Here is an 18,135-nt window from a genome sequence, read left to right as displayed (position 1 = left end):
GTAAGACGTTAGATAGCCTCAACGCATCCACCATGCAGACATAAAGCGCTCAATAATGGCGCTACCACCGCCGCGATGAATGAGGCGGGTTGAAAAGCCAGCTTCACTGGCCTGACGATCCGCCTCTGAATATCAATCGGCATTTCCTTCACACCCACCTAAAGGAAAATGGCTGCTCATCAGAAATTGTTGACGCCTTTATGGGGCACTGGGATGCAGGCCAAGAACCCTGGGCAAGCTACTCAACATTGTGTCCTCAAGAATACCGAAATCTCTTAACACCGATCATCGAACGCTTAATGGTGCGCCTAGGCTGGAAAGCTTTAAAAGGAGCAGCACTGTGAACGATAAGACCATCTGGCCCGGCTGGAAGCTAGCGAAACCGACAAAAACGGCAACTGATGGTCAGGAAACACGTCGTTACCAGCGCACAATGGGCCAATATAAGAGCTTATTAGCTACTCTTGAGACTTTGGAAAGTGCCGTACCTGGGGCTCTAGAAGGAAAGCACGGGCTCCTTTTTCCGGACAAAGCCATTACGGCTGTCTTCGACAACCTTCACCAATCAGCCCCGCCTCACGCGCTGCAAATCGCACACAATTTGCTGGTAAAAGGGTTAGAGCGCGGCCATGCCACACTTAGCTGGCAGGTCTCTATTCCTAGCCCCCTGGTGGTCGTTAAGCGGCCTTCACCTACCGTAACGACCCACTCATTCGCCGAATTGCATAAGTGGGACCCTGTGGTAGAGATGCACGATGCCATGCCAAGCTCGGCGGGACTTAGCGGGCATGCCCTGCATAAATGGCTTACCGGGCGATCGATATTCCAGTTAATTCGCGAAGGCGCTCTGCTGCATAAACGTTACTTCGAGCAATTGCCGGATGCCTTTGAGCAAGGCATCACCTTTTCAGCCGGCACGGGGTTTCTCACGTTAAAAGAATGCGTACAGCCAGCCAATGCAGGCGACGAAAATGAAGCCCCAGAAAACGGTAACGACACATCGAATGCCGATCCACTTGCCAAATCACCCTCTGAACCTCACATCGAAAAAGAGCAGCGTTTTTGCTACCGGCGCTTATTTTTAAGCCCGCTGAATCAACTGCTGCTTCTTAACACGTATCAGCGCATCGGCAGGGTATGGCCTCGTACTGCTTCCAAAAGTATCGTGCCCGTCGAGCAGTGCTTGATGTTTTATCTCAATCAGATTGCCGCCAATAAAACACCGGCAAGCTTTTCAACTCTTCTATCAATGGCTAAAACAGCGGCGGCGCTGGATATGACGCCGTTGCTGACACATTACGCAAGCAAAACCGATATTGCGTTATCACTACGCCCATCAACGTGGCAGCGACTACTCCACCGCAACGTGTTAACCGCTACTGCAATGGAGAGCGCTGGCGAAGATGTTTATTTGGACTTTCAAACACCCACTCTGGCTCGCACTACCGCTTCCGACCAGCTAAAACAGCTTCGCCAGCTGCAGCGATGTTTCTCGGCATCATTGGTGGGCCAAACAGGCAGGCGCGAGGCAATCGCCAATATTGATGCCTTTCTCGCTGTTTCAAACAATAACGATGTCATAGTCACGTTATTGGCAAAATGGTGCCAAAAATTGATGCAAAAAGGCGGCCGCGTTAAATCAAGGCTTGCCGCCCGGTCTGCTGCTACGTATTTATCGATCATAGCGCGCCCACTTGTCGCCCATAGCCAAGCGTTTGGAGATGTACCCTCAGCGAGTGCTGATGAGTGGGAAGCGCTCTATGAAAACGTCCTTAATAGCATAAAGCCAAACGGAGATCGGGCAAAAACGCAAAACCGCCTCTGCGATTTCCATCATTTTTTGGTCGACACACAGGCAGCGCCCCCTATCGACCTGGAAAACACAAGTGGCGTAAAACAGCGCGTTGATGTGAATATCATCACGCCCGCCGAATTTCGCCGCGCCTTGGCGTTGATTGACACCTCTCAGCAGCCCGAACGTTTTCGCACCATGCAAAAGCTTGTGCTGATACTGGGCTACCGTCTTGGGCTTCGCCGCAGCGAATGCGCGGGGCTAATGCTAAAAGATATCCCCTACCTTTTTGATGACGACCCACATGATGGTGAGGTCATCATTCGCTCTAATGAATACCGGCAAGGTAAAAGCTACTCGGCAACACGGCGGCTGCCGCTATGGTTACTGATGCCAGAAGAACGGAAACAGCTCATCGACTGGGTGAAACGTCGCCACGGGGAAATCACCACCGCTCAGACACAAAAGCAGTTGCTTTTTTGCCGCAGCGGTAACGGCCGTTTACTGCTGGACAATAAAGCCCTCTTTCATCCCATACAAACCGCTTTGAAGACGGTTAGCGGTGACGAAACGCTACGCTACCATCACCTACGGCACAGCTTTGTGACTTTTACCCTGCTGCGTCTGCTGGAGCGCGTGCCGGGTGAGCTGCTGCCGCGCACATGGCTAACGGATGATCATCGCACTATCGCAATGCCAAACGCTGACGCCGATATATCGGCTTTAGCCGGCCTTGCGCCCCAAGATTGCCCTTCACGCAAACGGCTTTGGCAGCTCGCGTTGTGGGCGGGGCATGCAAGCCCCGAGGAAACGCTTAGCACGTATACCCATTTATTGGACTGGGTGCTTGGTCAAACCCTACGTGAACGCTTTAACCCGACCCTCAGTATCGATCAACAGTTTGTGCTGCTTAACCTGCCGACGAAAACGGCACTGAGCACCTGGCGTAACCGCAAGGAATTAAAGGGCCAAACACAAGCCAGCGTGTTATTGGAATGTCTGCAAGATAAGTGGCAGACGTATGTAGCGGATGACCCCCTGAAAGACGAGTGGCAGCCTTACCAACCGCCAACCGAAAATCCGCTCGATAATCCCCTGGAAACGGCGTTTGACTGGCCCGAAGCCATGACGATTTATCAAAGCCTGCGACTTGTCGAACAGCAGGAGATACACGGCGTACCGCTTGATGATGCCATCCAACAAACTGCTAACCGGTTTGTCCTCGACCCTGCCCAGCTTCGCCTTTGGTTAGATAGTGGTGACGTCCTGATGAAACGCAAAACGCGATGCAAAAAACCGCAGTTCGGCCATGAAGAAAAACGCCATGACCACGACGCATTAAAGGCTTATCTGCTAGAGCTTCGCCGCTGCATGGCACCGCCTATCAAACCCTTGGTGCTGAAAAAAACCGGGGAGTTTTTTCACCGCCTGCTCGACTGGCATCAATCGCAGCCTGAGGCCGCAGAAGAAAGCTTAACCACCTTGCGCAACCACATGCAGCGCAGCACCGGGCAGCTCGCACTACCCGATGCGGAAGCCATTAACCGTGTTCATGCACTCTTACGACCGCTGCGCTGTTTTCAGAGCGTGTATCTCGTGGTTGAAGTCGAAACGGCGGCCAAGGCAAAAAGCGTTAAAAGGCATTGGTCTCAGGCGACCGGCATTCCCCATAATCGTATTGTTTTAACCCCCACGCCCTCCTCTTCTGGCAGCACACGAAACTGGTATGGCAATGCCAATCTCAAAATCACCGAAGGCCACTATAAAGATAATGCGCAACTCCTTTGGGAAGCCGTACGCTTCGCTGCGTTTATGACGATGCTGGTGCTGGGTTTGGGGGATGATTCAACGCCAACGTGAGAACGCGATAACTGCCCCCTTGCCAATTCGGGGCGCAGTGCGTTTTGAATAGATCGCTTCATAAAACTATCCCCACCCCCTGGCTGAGAGGGGGTGGGGATAAGTTGGAGTATGACGTGGGCAAGGGTTTAGATTCTAACCGCTCACCACCTCATAAGCATTGATAAAGCAGAGCTTCTGGCTAGCAAAATGTGCCCACTTCACCGTCACCTGTAACCGCTGCCCCATCGTTGGCACGCCCTGCTCAGTAATGTGGCGGTCGGTAAGATAGAAGCGGTAGTTACCCTTCGAGCCAATGAGGTAGAGCGACCACACTTGGTGCTCCATCAGCCACTCCGGGCCTTCGACACCGGCGACATAAAGCTCACCCTTAAACTGACGGCCGGCCCGCTGAGTAGCGGCTTGGTGTGTTACTGCCATGTTTGATCCTCCCACGCCCAAAGCGTGCGTTCGAGTTCGGCCAGCAGCAAAGGAATCGCATAGCGATCGGCATTGAGTTTCAGCTGCTTCAGTGTACTACCCACCCACGTCACCAGCGCTTCAAAATTATTCGCTTCGTGCCCGTCACCGAGCCACATGACCAAGGCACTACCGTTGGCTAAATGGGTCGCCACCGCTAGCGACTCCGCCAAGCGGCGCTCAACACGGCGCTGGGTCTTCCGCGCTGCCGTCACGCGCAGGGAGTGTTCAATGTCGTCGCGGGTCATCAACAGATCATCTAGGTTTTTCATCGCTATCTCCTAGGCGCGTTTTTGTTCGAGCATACGTTCAAAGGCGGAGCCGTCTTGGCGCGTCAGGTTGGGCACAAAGCGTGAATAGACTCGAAAGAGCATTTCGGTCGTGGTGTGGCCCATTTGGCGAGCGATCCACTCGGGGCTTTCACCAGCGGCAAGCCACAACGTCGCCGCGGTATGGCGGGTCTGATAGGGCCGGCGCTTTTTCAAGCCAAGCTCTTCAAGCAACGGATACCAAACCCGCTTAGTGACGTTGTGATGCGAGAGCTGGGTGCCTTTGCGCGTGGTGAAGACAAGCTCGGTCTTGCCGGTCACGGCAAACTGCGCCTTGAGGGCATCAAAGACCGGCTGGGACATATCGATCGAACGAAAGGAGCCATCGGTTTTGGTGGGGACGAATTGCCCGCGCACTAGCGCTTGATGCACCAAGATTTGACGGCGGGCAAAATCGACGTGCTCCCACGTGAGGCCATCGATCTCGCCGGTTCGCATACCGGTAAAAAAGCGCACGATGTAGTACTGACGAAAATCGTCGCGCACGTTGTCGATGATCAGCTCCACCTCGTCAAGGCTGAACGGCTCGACATCCGTGCGCGGCACACTCAACGATTTAATCCCGCGATACGGTGAGCTAAACTCATAACGGTCGGCGGCTTCATTCAGCATCATGCGCAATGGCGTCATGATGTGGTTAATGCGACTAGCAGAGATTTTCTTGCCGCTCCGGGAGTTAACTTTGGCGAGTGATGCCCGGAATTCAAGAATCTCTGCGCGGGTGATGCTGCCGACCTCTTTGTTACCCAAGGCCGGCAAAATGTGCCGATCCAAGCACCCCCGCACCGTCACGATCTGCGACTCACGCCACTCGATCTCCTTTTCGGTAAACCAGGTTTTAGCAAACTCGCTCAGCAGCGGTGTCGCGTGATACCCACCCACAGCCGTCAGCGCACGCTTGCTTAACGTCTCCGCCCGCGGGCTATCCGGAAAGTAACGGCCATAGTCGAATGACCCCAGCGTAATCTCCGCTTCGATCTTCTCCAGAATCCGCTCCAGTTTCTTACGGTTGGCGGCCGTGTTATCCAGTGACGTCTGCTCACGGCAGCGTTTGCCTAAATAGCGGAAGTCGAAAAATAGTTTATTCGTTTTCTCACGGACACGAATTTTACCCATAGCAAACACCTCCTCCCGCCATCGGCACACCCAAACTTTCCTCTTTCGAGTACAGCTGCATATCACGCTCAATTGGCTCCCAGAGGTACAGAATCTTGCGACCGCCAAAAGGGCGAATGTAGTGAATGCCTTCCAGCAACACGTCGTCTTTCAAACGTTCGCGAATAGTACGCGCGTCGTACTTGATGCGCTCAGCAAGCTCCGCTGTTGTTAAGTAGCTATGAGACATATTCCTTCTCCTTGTGATAAAGTCACAGAAGACCATTAAGACTTCCATAAAAACTTAATGAGCTCCTGAAGAACATAATAACCCAAAAAAGACCTTTTGCAAGGCTTTTAGATCTACAGGAGAGCAAAAATATTTTCAGAGGGACGCTATGATCAAATGCCACTTGTCTCGCATCATGGGAGAGAGAAAGTTAAAAATCGTCGATGTGGCCCGTGAAACAGGCGTAAACCGAGGAACGGTTACGAGGCTATACCACGAAACCGCAAGCCGCATTGAGCTTGATGTCATTGAGGCGCTGTGCCTATATTTCGATTGCCAAGTGGGTGATTTATTTGAATATCAATCAGATAGCGACACAGGCTCGTTCTAGAATAAGGTATCTTTTAGCGTTCTAACTGCCATACCTGCTTCAGTCGTTCGACCGTATGGGACCATTTGGGTGTGGTGGGCTTACAAACCGTGTTCTGGTTGCCGAACAAACCAACCTCACTAAAAGCGTCGTCGCGGCTTAAGATATATAGCCAGCGTACCGGCACCAAGTACTCGGCCTCTTCGTCTTCATCGCTTGTATAAAGATGGGGGTAGTCTTTTTCTGAAGCGATTTCCAGCAGTGTTCGTCTGCCTTGTTCGGTGTCGAAGCGGTATTCATCCGCACGGCAGCGCTCATCAGTCACTACACCCACACCAACGTACCCTGTCTTTGGAATATTGACCCAGACGCGATCACCTTCTGACAGCATCATGAGCGTTTTGGAGTACCAAGCAGCGCCACCCCCTGCGATAAAACCGTATCGGCGGGCCAGCTCCCAGGGCCGGTTATCACCAAAGGAGGCGTAGAACTCGCCGTTCCAAGGCTCTTTCTTTGTTTTGCTAGCAATAGGCTGGGTAGGCTCGTCCGGATCGATCATCCAGGCGCGGCTAAGGTAGCGGTTGCCGCCATCCTCAAAGGCAGCAAAGAACATAGCGTTGATCGACAATTGGGCGTGATCATTTAGATAAGTGATGATGCGCTCACTACTGGCATCAAGTCGGGTAGCTACTACCACGAGTTGGTGATTTTCGTTGAGAATAACAGCATCCAACCCGATATCGAACTTGGCTTCAAAAGCCTCACCCAAGGTAGAGTGAGGTCGCTGGTAGCGTTCAGCAAAATCACGATAGATATCGATCAACTGATAGTCCGCCAGAGCAACCACCCAGGAAGCGTAGTCGATGGCTTGGGCGACCACATCACGCGGAGTTTTATCGCGCTTGAGTTCGATGATGATCACCGTGCCGTTGGCGTCGATGGCTAGCAGATCAATAAACTTGTCGAAAGCGGTACGCACCTGCCGGCCAATCAGCAGCCAGTCCCGGTTTAGGATCGATACATCCTGCATAACCTGCTCTTCCAGCACGCTTTCGTCTACCAAACCCGCTGGGCGTAGCTTCTGAGGTAATGTGTCTGCCGTGCTCGCTAATTTCCATATGCCTTGTTCAATTGCCATGGTAACTCTCTACCCTGTTGTTGCAGTGGCAAGGTGAGCTTGGCTACTCTCAAGATCTTTTTTGAAAACCTTCAGCATTTCGTCGTTGTGCTGCTGAATTTCATCCTCGGTCCAAGGACTCATCTCCATCATCAACCACTGTTTGATGCTGTCTATGCCACCTTTGCGGTAGTAGTCTTTTTTTGCCTCTGGGCTTAAATTGCTTAATCGAGAGTTCTTGCTATGGCTGATTAGGCAAAGGTTGCCAAACGAATCCAGGTAATCCCTCGGCAGCTCATCAACTCCTGGCAGCGGGTTCTGGGGGTAATAATGCTCTACCGAGCTACGGAAGCTGAACGAATAACTCCTTAGCCGCGAATCCTCCTTGTAATATTTACACCACAACAGGTAATCCAGATAGTTGAACACGAGGTTATTGGCGATGTTGCCAAACGTCAGTTTGGTTTCGTCGATATAACTCCACCTTTTCGTCAACGGTTGCCCGCGTCGTTGATAAATAATGTCGTAGTATTCAGCACCATCGCCATACGCCAGAAAGCGGTCGTAGACAAAGCAGCGGGCAATCGATTCAAGATGACGCAGGTATGCCTGAGATTCGACAGTCTCAGCACGAAAGAGAAAGTAAAGCGCCGCATTTAGCCAGTGTTTGTACACCATGGTAGGCGTGGACGTGTGCAAAGCAGATAGCAACATCAGTACACGACGATTGGTATCACTATCCCCGTCCTCCGTGCCAAACGTATTGACGTAATCATTGCTGTTGTTGGAAGCCTGCCATTTCAAGCGTTTTAGACTCCAATCATCGGAATTGCCGGTAAACTCACGCTTGATAATGTAGTGGTCAAACAGGAACTTGCACTTTAGTAAGTTGTAAATAAAGGATTTTACTTGGTCGGTCGCGTCCGCCTTGCTTAGCAGGTGTTCTTCAAACACCGCTATCAGGCGCTTGTCATCCAGCGGAATATTCTTGCCGGTGGTTACCCTTAGCACCTGCAACAAGAAATTAGGGAAGTTAATGACAGTATTGAAGCGCTCCGGTGACTCTTCTTTTTTTCCGGCTTTATCCTGTTTTTGTGCCTGCTGATTTTGTGCTGAAGGAGGCGTGGCAATAAGCTGGCTCAATGGCAAAGCTTGTTCCGAATCCTGCTGGGTGCTCGTTTTGACTAGTGTCTGGCTTAAGTCAGCAAAGTTTTGAGGCTGCAATTCTCCCCAGTTTTGTTCGCCAAATAATCGGTCACGCTCCGCGGGGGTAAAGCCCATCTGCACGTAACGCTCCATGTTGGCACAGGCTTCCCATACACTTTGCAGAACGTTGTAATCCGCTTTTTCCAGTTGGCTCATCAACTTGGATTTAAGCACTTCATGCTTCTCAAGCTGCTCACCCCGGTTGTTCATGATCTCGAAGTAATGGTTCAGATCCGTGTCTTGGGGGACTTGTACTCGCATGATCTGCACGTAATGGAAAAGATAATCAGCGAAGGTTTCCAGAGAGGCCCCGTTCTCTTTGCATAGCTTAGGCACCAGCCTCTGAATCAACTCATACCCATTGAGGATATCGCGGTTGTACGCTTCGGTATGGAGCGTTTGAGCGTCGCTGTTCTCGGCCTGACCATTAAAAACCGCAAGTAGTGTTTTTGATGAATGGGGGCGACTTTCAAATTGCACGCAAGGATTCTGAAACCAGTCCCGTAGTGCTTGCCTGGCAATATCGGTCCTATTTCGGAAAAAAGATGCCAACAAAAACAGGGTGGTCAGCCGTTGCTGACCATCAATCACCTCGTACAGCGGTTGGTTACTGTCGCTGTTCTTGTGAAACACCACCAAAGTGCCGATGTAATAAGGGTTTACTCGACCGGCTGTTGCCGTCTGCTTGAGCATTTCATCCAATACGTCCTGAATCAGCTGGGTAATTTCCCCTTCGCCCCAAGCGTAGTTGCGTTGATACATGGGGATCAGATAACTGGATACTGCTTGCGGCGCACCGCCAAGTAAGTCCCGCACAGATAATTGATCGATTCCATTACTCACAGTAGCGCATCTCCTTGAACAGCTTCTCGATTGCGGCGGCCTTACTGGCGTTAACCTTTGGCAATACTGACAACTCTACCCCCAGAAAATCCGCCGGTTGGGTAGCCTCCTTGATCAACAGAAAGAGATTATTCTCCAGTACGTGATTATCCATGCTGGCGAGTTGAACTACCTGCATTTTTAATCGCAGGCTGTAGGCCCAGATAAACACCTTCTCAATAGCGCGGGATATTTCCACCATGCCAAACTTATCGATGTAAGCGATCAGCAAACAATCGAACAGCGAGCGTACATAGCGATCCCCTGTGCGTCCCTTACCCTCGTAGGTATCAAGCTCAGTGAAGATGCGTGGGGCAAAGCCTTCTAGCTCGGATAAATGCTGCAGATGAGTCCCGGAAACGTCATTCTTTTGGGGCTGAAACTCACACTGAAAACTGGCTATTTTCTGCTGGTAGTGGCCGATCATTTCAAAAAAGCGCCGACCATTGATAATGATTTGGTCCAAATGGAACGGGAAAGCCAAGTGGTTGCCGTCGATGCGGCGTTGGTAATGCTGGTTATACTCATCAACAAAATGATGCGCCATGCGCAGCTGCTCGACATAGGGGTAGCGGTCGATGCGATTAATGTTCACGCCTTTGAACAGGTACGTATGTTCCTTGCCAAAATAACGAGCCGACTCTCCGCGTGACCAGTTGCGGATACGGAATAGATAATTGGCAAACAGCTTGGCGAGCTTCTCGCTATCGCTGTTTTCCCAGTGACTGACGACGTCAGCTTTAAGGTGCTCGTCCTCTTCTGTGAACTCGCGTAGATGAAAGGCCTTGAGCAAATCGTGCGGCTCCAGGTCTCGCCCCCGCGCATTCTGGGAATCAAAAAACTGGAACGCTTCGGAAATATTGTTTAGCTCGAAAAACACCAGTTCACATCGGTTGAGCAGGAAATCAACCATCTCTTCGGTAAATTCCGAGCGCGACACAATACGGCTGACGGCCAGGTAGTTGTTGTGCAAGTTGGTTTGCGAGGTCAGGCTGCTGAAGCGAGGGTCTTTCATGTTCTTGCCCAGCGTATTCAGTGTTTCCAGCAAGTCTTTACGGAGAATTGGGTTACTGACTTTCGGCCCGGTGCGTTCGTTGATCAGCGCACGCACCGCCAGCATCAGGCTGAGAGTGCGCTGCTGGCCGTCTACAATATTGCGCTTTATTTCTCCGTTTTTGTCTTCTTCCTGATGAAACACCACGGTACCCAGGCGGTAGGCTGTTTTATCCTTATGCAGGGCAATATCAGAAAATAGCTGGCTGATATTTTTTGCCGTCCATTTGTAGGGGCGCTGGTACACGGGAATTTCCAAACGCTCATCGCCTAGCAGCTCACGAACGCTGAGAACGCCTTTTTTCAATGGGGCCGTCGCGGTCATATCATTTGTATCCTTACGTTGCGATTCCGGTTCACGCTCTTTTCGAGTCAGCCAGCTTGATCAGCCTAATGCTCCTTCCACCGCGGCTTCGGCCAGCTGGTTGCGGGTTTGGCTGGCCTGATTCAGGCGTTCTTTGAGGTGGTCGCAGAGGGCCGTCAGTTCATCGACTTTTTGGACGATGCGGTGTTGTTCCTTCGCTAAGCTAAGAGGCTTCTTACTCACGTCAGCATCCTGCTTTTCTAGCAGGTTGGGCGTTGATTACCCAAGCTTACGATACTCAGTCAATTTAAGCATCCTGTGCTAGGCTGGATTTGGCAGGGCTAGCACCTCTGTAGGGAGGTATTAATGGCCGTTAGTCATGTAGGTGTAGAGTCCCTGATGACAGTAGACGACCCAAAGCGGCCATGCTGGAAAAGGCGCAGAGACTGGACATCTGTAGCAAAATTGTATCGACTGTTTCCGCGAAAGCCTGAGCTCGGGGGTGATGTTGTCAGAGACCCTATTATCTGAACATCAGGCTTGCTTTAAAACTGTCCGAACCATTGATGGAAGTAATCAACAACAAAAATCCGCCCTAACCACTATCCTGTGAAACGGTAGTGATAAGGGCGGCGATAACCTCGCCTTGACCCGCCGAGAGGGGTAGGCGCCTTAGCTTACGGGGAGAGCAGGGGCCTGGCGGTCTTCAGGCAGTTTGAACCTTTCCACTGCGCTCAATAGGTCGTCTGCGTGGTCTTGCAGCTGTGTTGCGGACTGGGCACCTTCTTGAATGTTAAGCGCATTGCGTTGCGTGACGCGGTCCATGTCGGTGACGGCATCGTTAACCTCGCCAACCCCTTTGCTCTGCTCTGCACTGGCGTTACTGATCTCCTGCATGATGCTGGTGACACGCTCAATGGCGTCGATAATTTCTTCCGTGGCTTGGCTGGCCTCTTCTGCCTGTTTATCACCATCCTTGACACGTTCAAGGTTGCTGGTAATGCGCAAGGTAATCTCGCTCGCGGCTTCGGCACTGCGCTGGGCAAGCTTGCGGACTTCTTGGGCGACCACCGCAAACCCACGCCCGTGTTCGCCCGCCCGCGCTGCCTCAACAGAGGCATTAAGCGCAAGAATATTCGTCTGGAAGGCAATCGAGTCAATGGTGGAAATAATGCCAGCAATTTCCTGTGAGCTTTCGCTCAGGGCTTTCATGGTTTCCGTGACCTGATTGACAGATTCACCGCCGCGTCTAGCAGTTGTCGTCGCGCCGTTCGCTTCTTTGCTTGCCTGTTGCGAGTTATCCGCGTTTTGCTCAACGGTGCTGTGTAGCTCCTCCATGGCGGAGGCGGTTTCAGCAAGCGCGCTTGCCTGCTGCTCCATGCTGGAGGCCATGCCGTTGTTGTTTTCCGAGATTAGCTGGCTTTTGCTCGCCACGGTACTTGCTGAATGCTGTACCTGGGTTACAAGGTCGCGTAATTGGTTAGCCATGCCGGACAACGTGGCCATAATGCTGCTGGTGTCCCCTTCGGCGACGTGGGGTTTGGCGGTAAGATCGCCTTGCCCCACGGCTTGGGCAAAGGCGCGCACTTCTTTCGGCTCTGCGCCAAGCTCTTTGACCAACTGGCGAGAAATAAACACGGCAATCCCAATGCCTAATACTAAGGCGATCACGGTCAGGGTGATCATCAGGCGGCTAAAGTTATCCGCGACGCTACGGGCGACGGTGGTGTCTGCGGCGCTTTCCGCCTCTTGGTAGTCGATGAAAACATTGATGGCATCGAGCCACTCGGCAAACGTATCACCGCCTTCGCCAACCACTGTTTCACGGGCGGAAATAAAGTCCCCATCACGGCGCTCGTTAATAATCTCTTGAGCGAAGTCGCGGCCGCGTTGGGCAATGCGATTAATGTCGGCGAGCATTTCTTGCTCGCGCTCGGTAATGGTCTCGGGATAGTTCTCGAACATGTCGTTCAGGCGGTTTTCGGCTTGGCGATAATTGTTCGCCAGACGGTCATGAAGTTCTACCAGCTCGTTAACCTCTTGGGTGTCACTCACCAGGGTAATGTCGCGCAACGCAATCGCCCGGTCATGCACACTGCCGCGAAAGTTAATCGCGTGGCGCATCATTTGCCCGTTAACGTCATTGATCATGTACAACCGCTGATCAATGGTATTGACCCGGTCAATACCGACAACCGTGAGCGCACTAAAAATAACCAGAAGTGCCCCAAACCCTATCATTAGACGATTGCGCACTTTTAAACGCGAAAATTTCAACATGTCGGTATTCCTGTTCCCATTCCCATTTATGATGTCTTTCGTTATTGGTAGAAAGTACTTATTGTACAGTAGCTGTACAATTAAGTTATTATTGATACTTAATCGTTTTGCATGACTTTTTTCTTTTCCATCAGGCTTTAATGGGGTTCTGGCAGAAAGGCGAGCGTTGCGGCGTTAGCGTTCGCTAATCGGATGCATTGTCATTGCTCAGTGCCAGTGCTCACCAGTACTTAAAACAGAGGAAAGTCGTCGGCCGCGACCGGCTTGCTGTAGTAGTAGCCCTGCGCGTAGGTGTAATCGCACTCCCGCAGAAACGCCTCATGAGCGGCCGTCTCGACGCCCTCGCCGAGGGCATCAAGCTTGAGGTGACGGCTTAGCTGTGACAAGCTCGATACCACTCCGGCACCACGCCCGTCAGGTGTCTCCCATACGAAGGAACGATCCACCTTAAGAACGCTGAATGGCATATCAATCAGTCGCCTCAGCGACGAGTGGCCCATGCCGAAGTCGTCTAGGGCGAGGGGAAAGCCCGCCGTTTTGAGCGACTCAATAACGTCGTTGACTTCATCAACCCCTTGTTCCAGCGCACTCTCGGTAATTTCTAGCTTGACGTAAGCCGGTGACACATTGGCCGCGCGCGTAATGGCGACAAACTCATTGGCCAAGTTCGGGTTACCGAGCTGAGCAGGAGCGACGTTAACCGATACCCAGAATGCCTCGTTGCCCGGACGTTGTTGCCAGTGCCGCAGTTGACGACAGGCTTGTTCGAAGACCTGGGTGCCAAGGCAGTCCATCAGGCCCAACGTTTCGGCGAGTGGGATAAATTCAGCGGGTCCAATGGCCGCGTCTCCGGCCGGCTGAGGCCACCGTGCCAGTGCCTCCGCACCCACGATCGCGCTACTGTCCAGAGCCACAATGGGTTGATAGACAACCGTTAGATCGCCGTCTCTGATCGCGCGGCGCAGCTTGTTCTCAAGCGCCAGTTGCTTACGCTGGGCCGCAAGGGTTTGGTGGTCCGCCCAGTGAACTTGCCCGGCATTCGTATTCGCGCTGCGTTGGGCGGCCTCCTCTGCGTAGACCGAGAGTTCGCTTGGGTCATGACTATCCACGGGCGCGCGCGCAATTCCGACGCCGACCTCCACCTCGACGATGCTATCGCCAACATTAAAGGCGTCTGTCATGATAGCCGCGACAAGGGCACGGGCGCGCACCAATAGATGCTGGTCCGCCTTGTCCGCTGTCTCGGTGGTCACCGGCGCGAGGACCGCAAAGGTGTGCTCGTGGGAACGTACCAGGAATTCGCTTGGCTCGAGCTGGGCGCCGAGACGCTCTCGAATGTCGTTTAAGAGTCGGTTAGTGGCTTTGACACCATAGGCTTGATCGATGCGTTCGAGGCGCTGGCATTGCAGCTTGATGAGTCCGACGACGGAATCCGCGCTAACCGTCTCACCAAGGAGGCGCTGAAGTTGCATTAGCATGCCTCTATAATTCAGCACGCCCGTCACCGGATCGTGATCGCCTCCGCTCGATTGCAAGAGGCTGTTCAACCGGCGGGTTTCGCTCGTGAGTGCCTCCTGGATTTCATAAAACTCGGTGACGTCACGCTGCACGGAAAAGAAGTAGTCGGTGCCTTCACTGGCGAGGCGCAATGGTGACACTGTCCACGCCACTTGGTAGGCCGTGCCATCCTTGCGGTAATTCCAGGTGCGGCCCTCAAAGGTATCACCATTGCGCAAGGTCGCCTTAAGCCGATCCAGTTCTGTGCGTTCTGTTGCCGGTCCCTGATGGATGCGCGGGGTCGCGCCCACGAGCTCGTCGCGCGTATACCCTGTCAGGCGAGTGAAGGCCTCATTGACGTAGACAATCTCAGGGCCTGGCGGGTCCAACTCGGCGGTGGTGAGAACGACGGGGGAGTCTGACTGCTCAATAGCCACTTCCAAGATGCTCGTTTTATCGCTAAATGCCATGGGCACTACCTTTAAAATGACTTAATTATATCTGCTGATCCGTCAGTAAGCCGCTAACCGTATTGTGTGTAGCGACATCCGGTGAGGGAGATGACATCATGGCACGTGGGTTCCTGGTAATCTATTGTCTCACTTAGCGTGAGAGCGGCATTTTGGAGAAGTTAACCAGTTTGTGACACCTCAGTTAAGACGCTTTCTTCAGTCCTACCATTGCTGATTCGTGATCGTTGGGGCTGAGTTCAAATCTTGGTAATATCGCCAAATGCTAGTTAATCAATGGTTCGGACAGTTTTAAAGAAAGCCTGATGCTCAGATAATGGACTCTCTCACAACCTCACCCCCGAGCAGAGGCTTTCATGAAAATAGTCAATACTGCCCCATAGTGAGCCTTTAACCGATCAATCAGACAGCAACGCCGCATGACCGCTGTACACCAGACTTAACCATAACTCGCCAAGCAGTTTCTGGGGCGGAACGACTGTCAGGCACGAAAGGAAAAGACGCTACACTTCCATTTCAACGCGTCGATGACCGCGCTGAACCTGCTCAAGCTTGAGGATCGACAGCAACATTCAGGCGATAGGCGAGCGATTTCTATCGCCCGCTGGCGAACCCGAAAAGCCAACGTGCATCTGCTAAAACGTTTTTCTTCCTAGTTGGGTCTGGACTTCAATCGCATAAAACTCCGACCCGACTTTGATGAGATGTGCCTCTACAGCGCTATTACGTCATGAAACTGTCCGACCCCTTGTTCGATCAAAAACATTTCTCGGATTGTTGTATTTAACCCGTATTAGAAGGACGCCCATTCTTTGACATTACTCGGAGAAGATCCATCTTGCTGGGCCGCCAACTGATTCGTTGCGAGGGTGTTATGATGATCCTGCGATGCAGATGATGGGGCAGACTGACCCTTCAGAGGAACTTCCTCAGCCCCAGTTCCAGATTCTCGAAACGCCTGGACAGCCTCGTTCAACATAATCGTTTGCGCGTCGAGCTCGCTGGCGGCGCGGGCACTTTCTTGCACCCGAGTAGCATTTTGCTGGGTGACCTGATCCATCTGCGTAACCGCATCATTGACCTGACTAATGCCGTCGCTCTGTTCCTCGGATGCTGACGTGATCTCGCCCATCAGGTCGTTGACCCGGATGGCCGCATCAACGGTTTCCGTCAGCGTGGCCTGCGCCTTGCGGACGAGCTCAGCGCCGTCGTTAATCTGGTGGGTAGACTGGTCAATGAGCTCGCGGATATCTTTGGCTGCATCGGCACTGCGTGTGGCGAGGTTGCGGACTTCCTCGGCGACCACGGCAAATCCGCGACCATGCTCGCCGGCCCGTGCCGCTTCGACCGAAGCGTTGAGTGCGAGGATGTTGGTCTGAAAGGCGATCGAGTCGATCAGTCCCACAATCTCGGCTATTTTCCGCGAGCCTTCGGTAATTTCATCCATGGTATCGACGACGCGATGCATCATCTCGCCTGAATCACGGCTGCGATCGGCATTTTGCGAAGCGAGTTGGGTAACTTGACGGGCGTTGTCGGTGTTGTGCTTCACCGTGGTGGTTATCTCCTCCATGCTCGCCGCCGTCTGTTGGAGCGACGCGGCCTGCTGCTCAGTGCGGCTGGCGAGATCGTCATTACCCACAGCGATATCCTTGACCGTCGGTGTGACCTGGTCGACGCCGTCACGCACATCCCCAACAATGCTTCCAAGGCTTTTACGCATGATATCAAGTGCGGCCTGAACACGTCCTATTTCATCGTTACGTAACACGGCAGGCGGTGTCGCGCCGAGATTGCCCGACGCGATCTGCAGGGTGAAGCGTCTGGCTTCATCAAGCGGTCGAGTCAGTGCCCGCGCTGTTGTCACGCCAAGGAGAACCAACAGTATCAGTCCAATGGCAAGCGCCCCGATCTCGATAGGAATAAGCTGAGCCTTGTCGATGCCTCCCATCTCCCCCACGATACTGATTCCTCCGCTGAGAGCCGCCATAAGCGTGGCGACGCAGATGAATAACGTGATTCTCGCTTTGATACTGCGTAGGTTCAGCTTGCCCAGCCAACCGGATAGCCCAGAACGGCGGATGGTTCCCTGATCGAGACAATACCCTCGACGTCCTTCTCGGATCGTGGCATAGACCTTCTCGGCGGTCTTGATTTGCTCAGGTGAGGGTTTAATGCGCATGGAGGCGTAGCCACAGACCCGACCGTTCTCGATGATGGGCGTCACGTTCGACTCCACCCAGTAGTGGTCACCGTTCTTTCGGCGATTTTTGATTACTCCGCGCCAGATATCTCCCTTCTGGATGGTGTCCCAGAAATCTTTATAAGCGTCCCGCGGCATATCAGGATGACGCACAATATTGTGGTGTGAGCCAATCAACTCCTCCCGCTTAAAGCCACTGACATCGACGAAGGCGGGGTTCACATAGGTAATTTGACCGTCAAGGTTTGTGCGTGAGATGAGAAGCTGGTCATCGCCAAACACATATTCTTTCTGTGTTACGGGTTGATTATTTCGCATGACGTTTATCCTTGTTATGTGAACGGCTTCGCCCAATAACTCCAGAAGCCTGGTAGTGACAAACTAAAAAATACGTTAATTAGACGTTTGAGCACGCATCGAATATAACCGCAACACGCTACTTGGGCAGGATACACAGCTATTCGCCTCTGTTTTAGCGTCTACTGTTGCGTTGTTAACTCGACTCATGACGATTTTTCCTATTTCGTTAATTGACAACGGGTTAGATAACGTTATCGCATAATTTTTTTATTCTGATCATGATATTTGATATTAAATAGTTATTGATATACGCGTTGAATGCTCCTTTTTTATTACACGCTGCACGCCCACTCAACCAGAAACGATACAGACGTTCTTCGTTAGCGAGATCACAATCGAACGGGATAATGGCCGATGACGCAGTGACGCAAGGAATTGCATATGAGGCGTGGGACTTTGGCAGTGACCGTGCTGTTACTCCCCTCAGTAATATCCGGTGACGCCATATTGGGTCGTGAAACGTTAAGCACCTCGAGTTGGAACAACGATAAAACGATGTCTCAGGTCGCCCATATGACGCAACACGTTGATTTTCTGGCTATTCAGGAGCTAACGGATCGCTCCAACTCGCTTTAGGGTATCCATCTGTGCCAGGAATCGTTTCCGGCGAGTGACTTTCTTCTTGTTTT

At 52.4% G+C, this 18,135-nt stretch carries 14 protein-coding genes and 1 pseudogene; 4 read left to right on the top strand and 11 right to left on the bottom strand.

Annotated elements, in window-relative coordinates:
* Nucleotides 1–89 precede the first annotated feature (89 nt).
* Together QC823_RS14185 and QC823_RS14180 are read left to right on the top strand one after the other, a co-directional pair.
* Nucleotides 90–344 carry a hypothetical protein gene (locus QC823_RS14185; RefSeq protein ID WP_309656999.1) on the top strand — a complete coding sequence of 85 codons (255 nt, stop codon included), beginning with the start codon at nt 90–92 and terminating at the stop codon, nt 342–344.
* The gene (locus QC823_RS14180; protein WP_309656998.1) at nt 341–3,652 is read left to right on the top strand and encodes a tyrosine-type recombinase/integrase; all 3,312 of its coding nucleotides are present in this window, start codon (nt 341–343) and stop codon (nt 3,650–3,652) included. The genes QC823_RS14185 and QC823_RS14180 overlap by 4 nt, the downstream gene beginning before the upstream one ends.
* A 135-nt stretch (nt 3,653–3,787) precedes the next feature.
* On the opposite strand, the gene QC823_RS14175 is transcribed toward QC823_RS14180, so the two are convergent.
* Genes QC823_RS14175 through QC823_RS14160 form a run of 4 tightly spaced genes read right to left on the bottom strand, consistent with a single transcriptional unit; the run spans nt 3,788 to nt 5,785 of the window.
* The gene (locus tag QC823_RS14175) at nt 3,788–4,072 is read right to left on the bottom strand and encodes a hypothetical protein (protein WP_309656997.1); all 285 of its coding nucleotides are present in this window, start codon (nt 4,070–4,072) and stop codon (nt 3,788–3,790) included.
* The gene (locus QC823_RS14170) at nt 4,063–4,383 is read right to left on the bottom strand and encodes a hypothetical protein (RefSeq protein WP_309656996.1); all 321 of its coding nucleotides are present in this window, start codon (nt 4,381–4,383) and stop codon (nt 4,063–4,065) included. The genes QC823_RS14175 and QC823_RS14170 overlap by 10 nt, the downstream gene beginning before the upstream one ends.
* A gap of 9 nt (nt 4,384–4,392) precedes the next feature.
* Entirely contained in the window at nt 4,393–5,556 is a 1,164-nt protein-coding gene (locus QC823_RS14165) for an Arm DNA-binding domain-containing protein (protein ID WP_309656995.1), read from the bottom strand.
* On the bottom strand, nt 5,549–5,785 hold the full coding sequence (locus QC823_RS14160) for a hypothetical protein (RefSeq protein ID WP_309656994.1): 237 nt from the start codon (nt 5,783–5,785) through the stop codon (nt 5,549–5,551). The genes QC823_RS14165 and QC823_RS14160 overlap by 8 nt, the downstream gene beginning before the upstream one ends.
* A 148-nt stretch (nt 5,786–5,933) precedes the next feature.
* Here QC823_RS14160 and QC823_RS14155 point away from each other — a divergent pair, with 148 nt between their 5' ends.
* The gene (locus tag QC823_RS14155) at nt 5,934–6,155 is read left to right on the top strand and encodes a helix-turn-helix domain-containing protein (RefSeq protein ID WP_309656993.1); all 222 of its coding nucleotides are present in this window, start codon (nt 5,934–5,936) and stop codon (nt 6,153–6,155) included.
* A gap of 13 nt (nt 6,156–6,168) precedes the next feature.
* On the opposite strand, the gene QC823_RS14150 is transcribed toward QC823_RS14155, so the two are convergent.
* From QC823_RS14150 to QC823_RS14120, 7 genes and pseudogenes are all read right to left on the bottom strand, one after another.
* Nucleotides 6,169–7,272 (bottom strand): endonuclease NucS domain-containing protein, encoded by a 1,104-nt coding sequence (locus tag QC823_RS14150; RefSeq protein ID WP_309656992.1) that lies wholly within the window; start codon nt 7,270–7,272, stop codon nt 6,169–6,171.
* 9 nt (nt 7,273–7,281) lie between these two features.
* Nucleotides 7,282–9,300: a DUF262 domain-containing protein gene (locus tag QC823_RS14145; protein ID WP_309656991.1), complete on the bottom strand. Its 2,019-nt coding sequence runs from the start codon at nt 9,298–9,300 to the stop codon at nt 7,282–7,284.
* The gene (locus tag QC823_RS14140; RefSeq protein ID WP_309656990.1) at nt 9,293–10,717 is read right to left on the bottom strand and encodes a DUF262 domain-containing protein; all 1,425 of its coding nucleotides are present in this window, start codon (nt 10,715–10,717) and stop codon (nt 9,293–9,295) included. Before QC823_RS14140 ends, QC823_RS14145 begins: the two co-directional genes overlap by 8 nt.
* Nucleotides 10,718–10,777: 60 nt before the next feature.
* On the bottom strand, nt 10,778–10,939 hold the full coding sequence (locus tag QC823_RS14135) for a restriction endonuclease subunit S domain-containing protein (RefSeq protein ID WP_309656989.1): 162 nt from the start codon (nt 10,937–10,939) through the stop codon (nt 10,778–10,780).
* Between the two features lie 429 nt (nt 10,940–11,368).
* A complete protein-coding gene (locus QC823_RS14130) occupies nt 11,369–12,976 on the bottom strand; it encodes a methyl-accepting chemotaxis protein (RefSeq protein WP_309656988.1) in 1,608 nt (535 codons plus the stop codon).
* Nucleotides 12,977–13,206: 230 nt separating this feature from the next.
* Nucleotides 13,207–14,943, bottom strand: a complete 1,737-nt coding sequence (locus QC823_RS14125) for a putative bifunctional diguanylate cyclase/phosphodiesterase (RefSeq protein ID WP_309656987.1) — start codon at nt 14,941–14,943, stop codon at nt 13,207–13,209.
* A 952-nt stretch (nt 14,944–15,895) separates the two neighbouring features.
* Nucleotides 15,896–17,464 (bottom strand): annotated as a pseudogene (locus QC823_RS14120) (methyl-accepting chemotaxis protein); the annotation flags it as partial.
* Between the two features lie 423 nt (nt 17,465–17,887).
* On the opposite strand from QC823_RS14120, the gene QC823_RS14115 reads away from it, so the two are divergent.
* Complete coding sequence (locus QC823_RS14115) at nt 17,888–18,082, top strand: hypothetical protein (protein WP_309657003.1); 195 nt, start codon at nt 17,888–17,890, stop codon at nt 18,080–18,082.
* Nucleotides 18,083–18,135: the final 53 nt, after the last annotated feature.

Source organism: Vreelandella vilamensis (assembly GCF_031451755.1).
Taxonomy (GTDB): Bacteria; Pseudomonadota; Gammaproteobacteria; order Pseudomonadales; family Halomonadaceae; genus Vreelandella; species Vreelandella vilamensis.
This window is presented reverse-complemented; position numbering and strand designations above follow the sequence as displayed.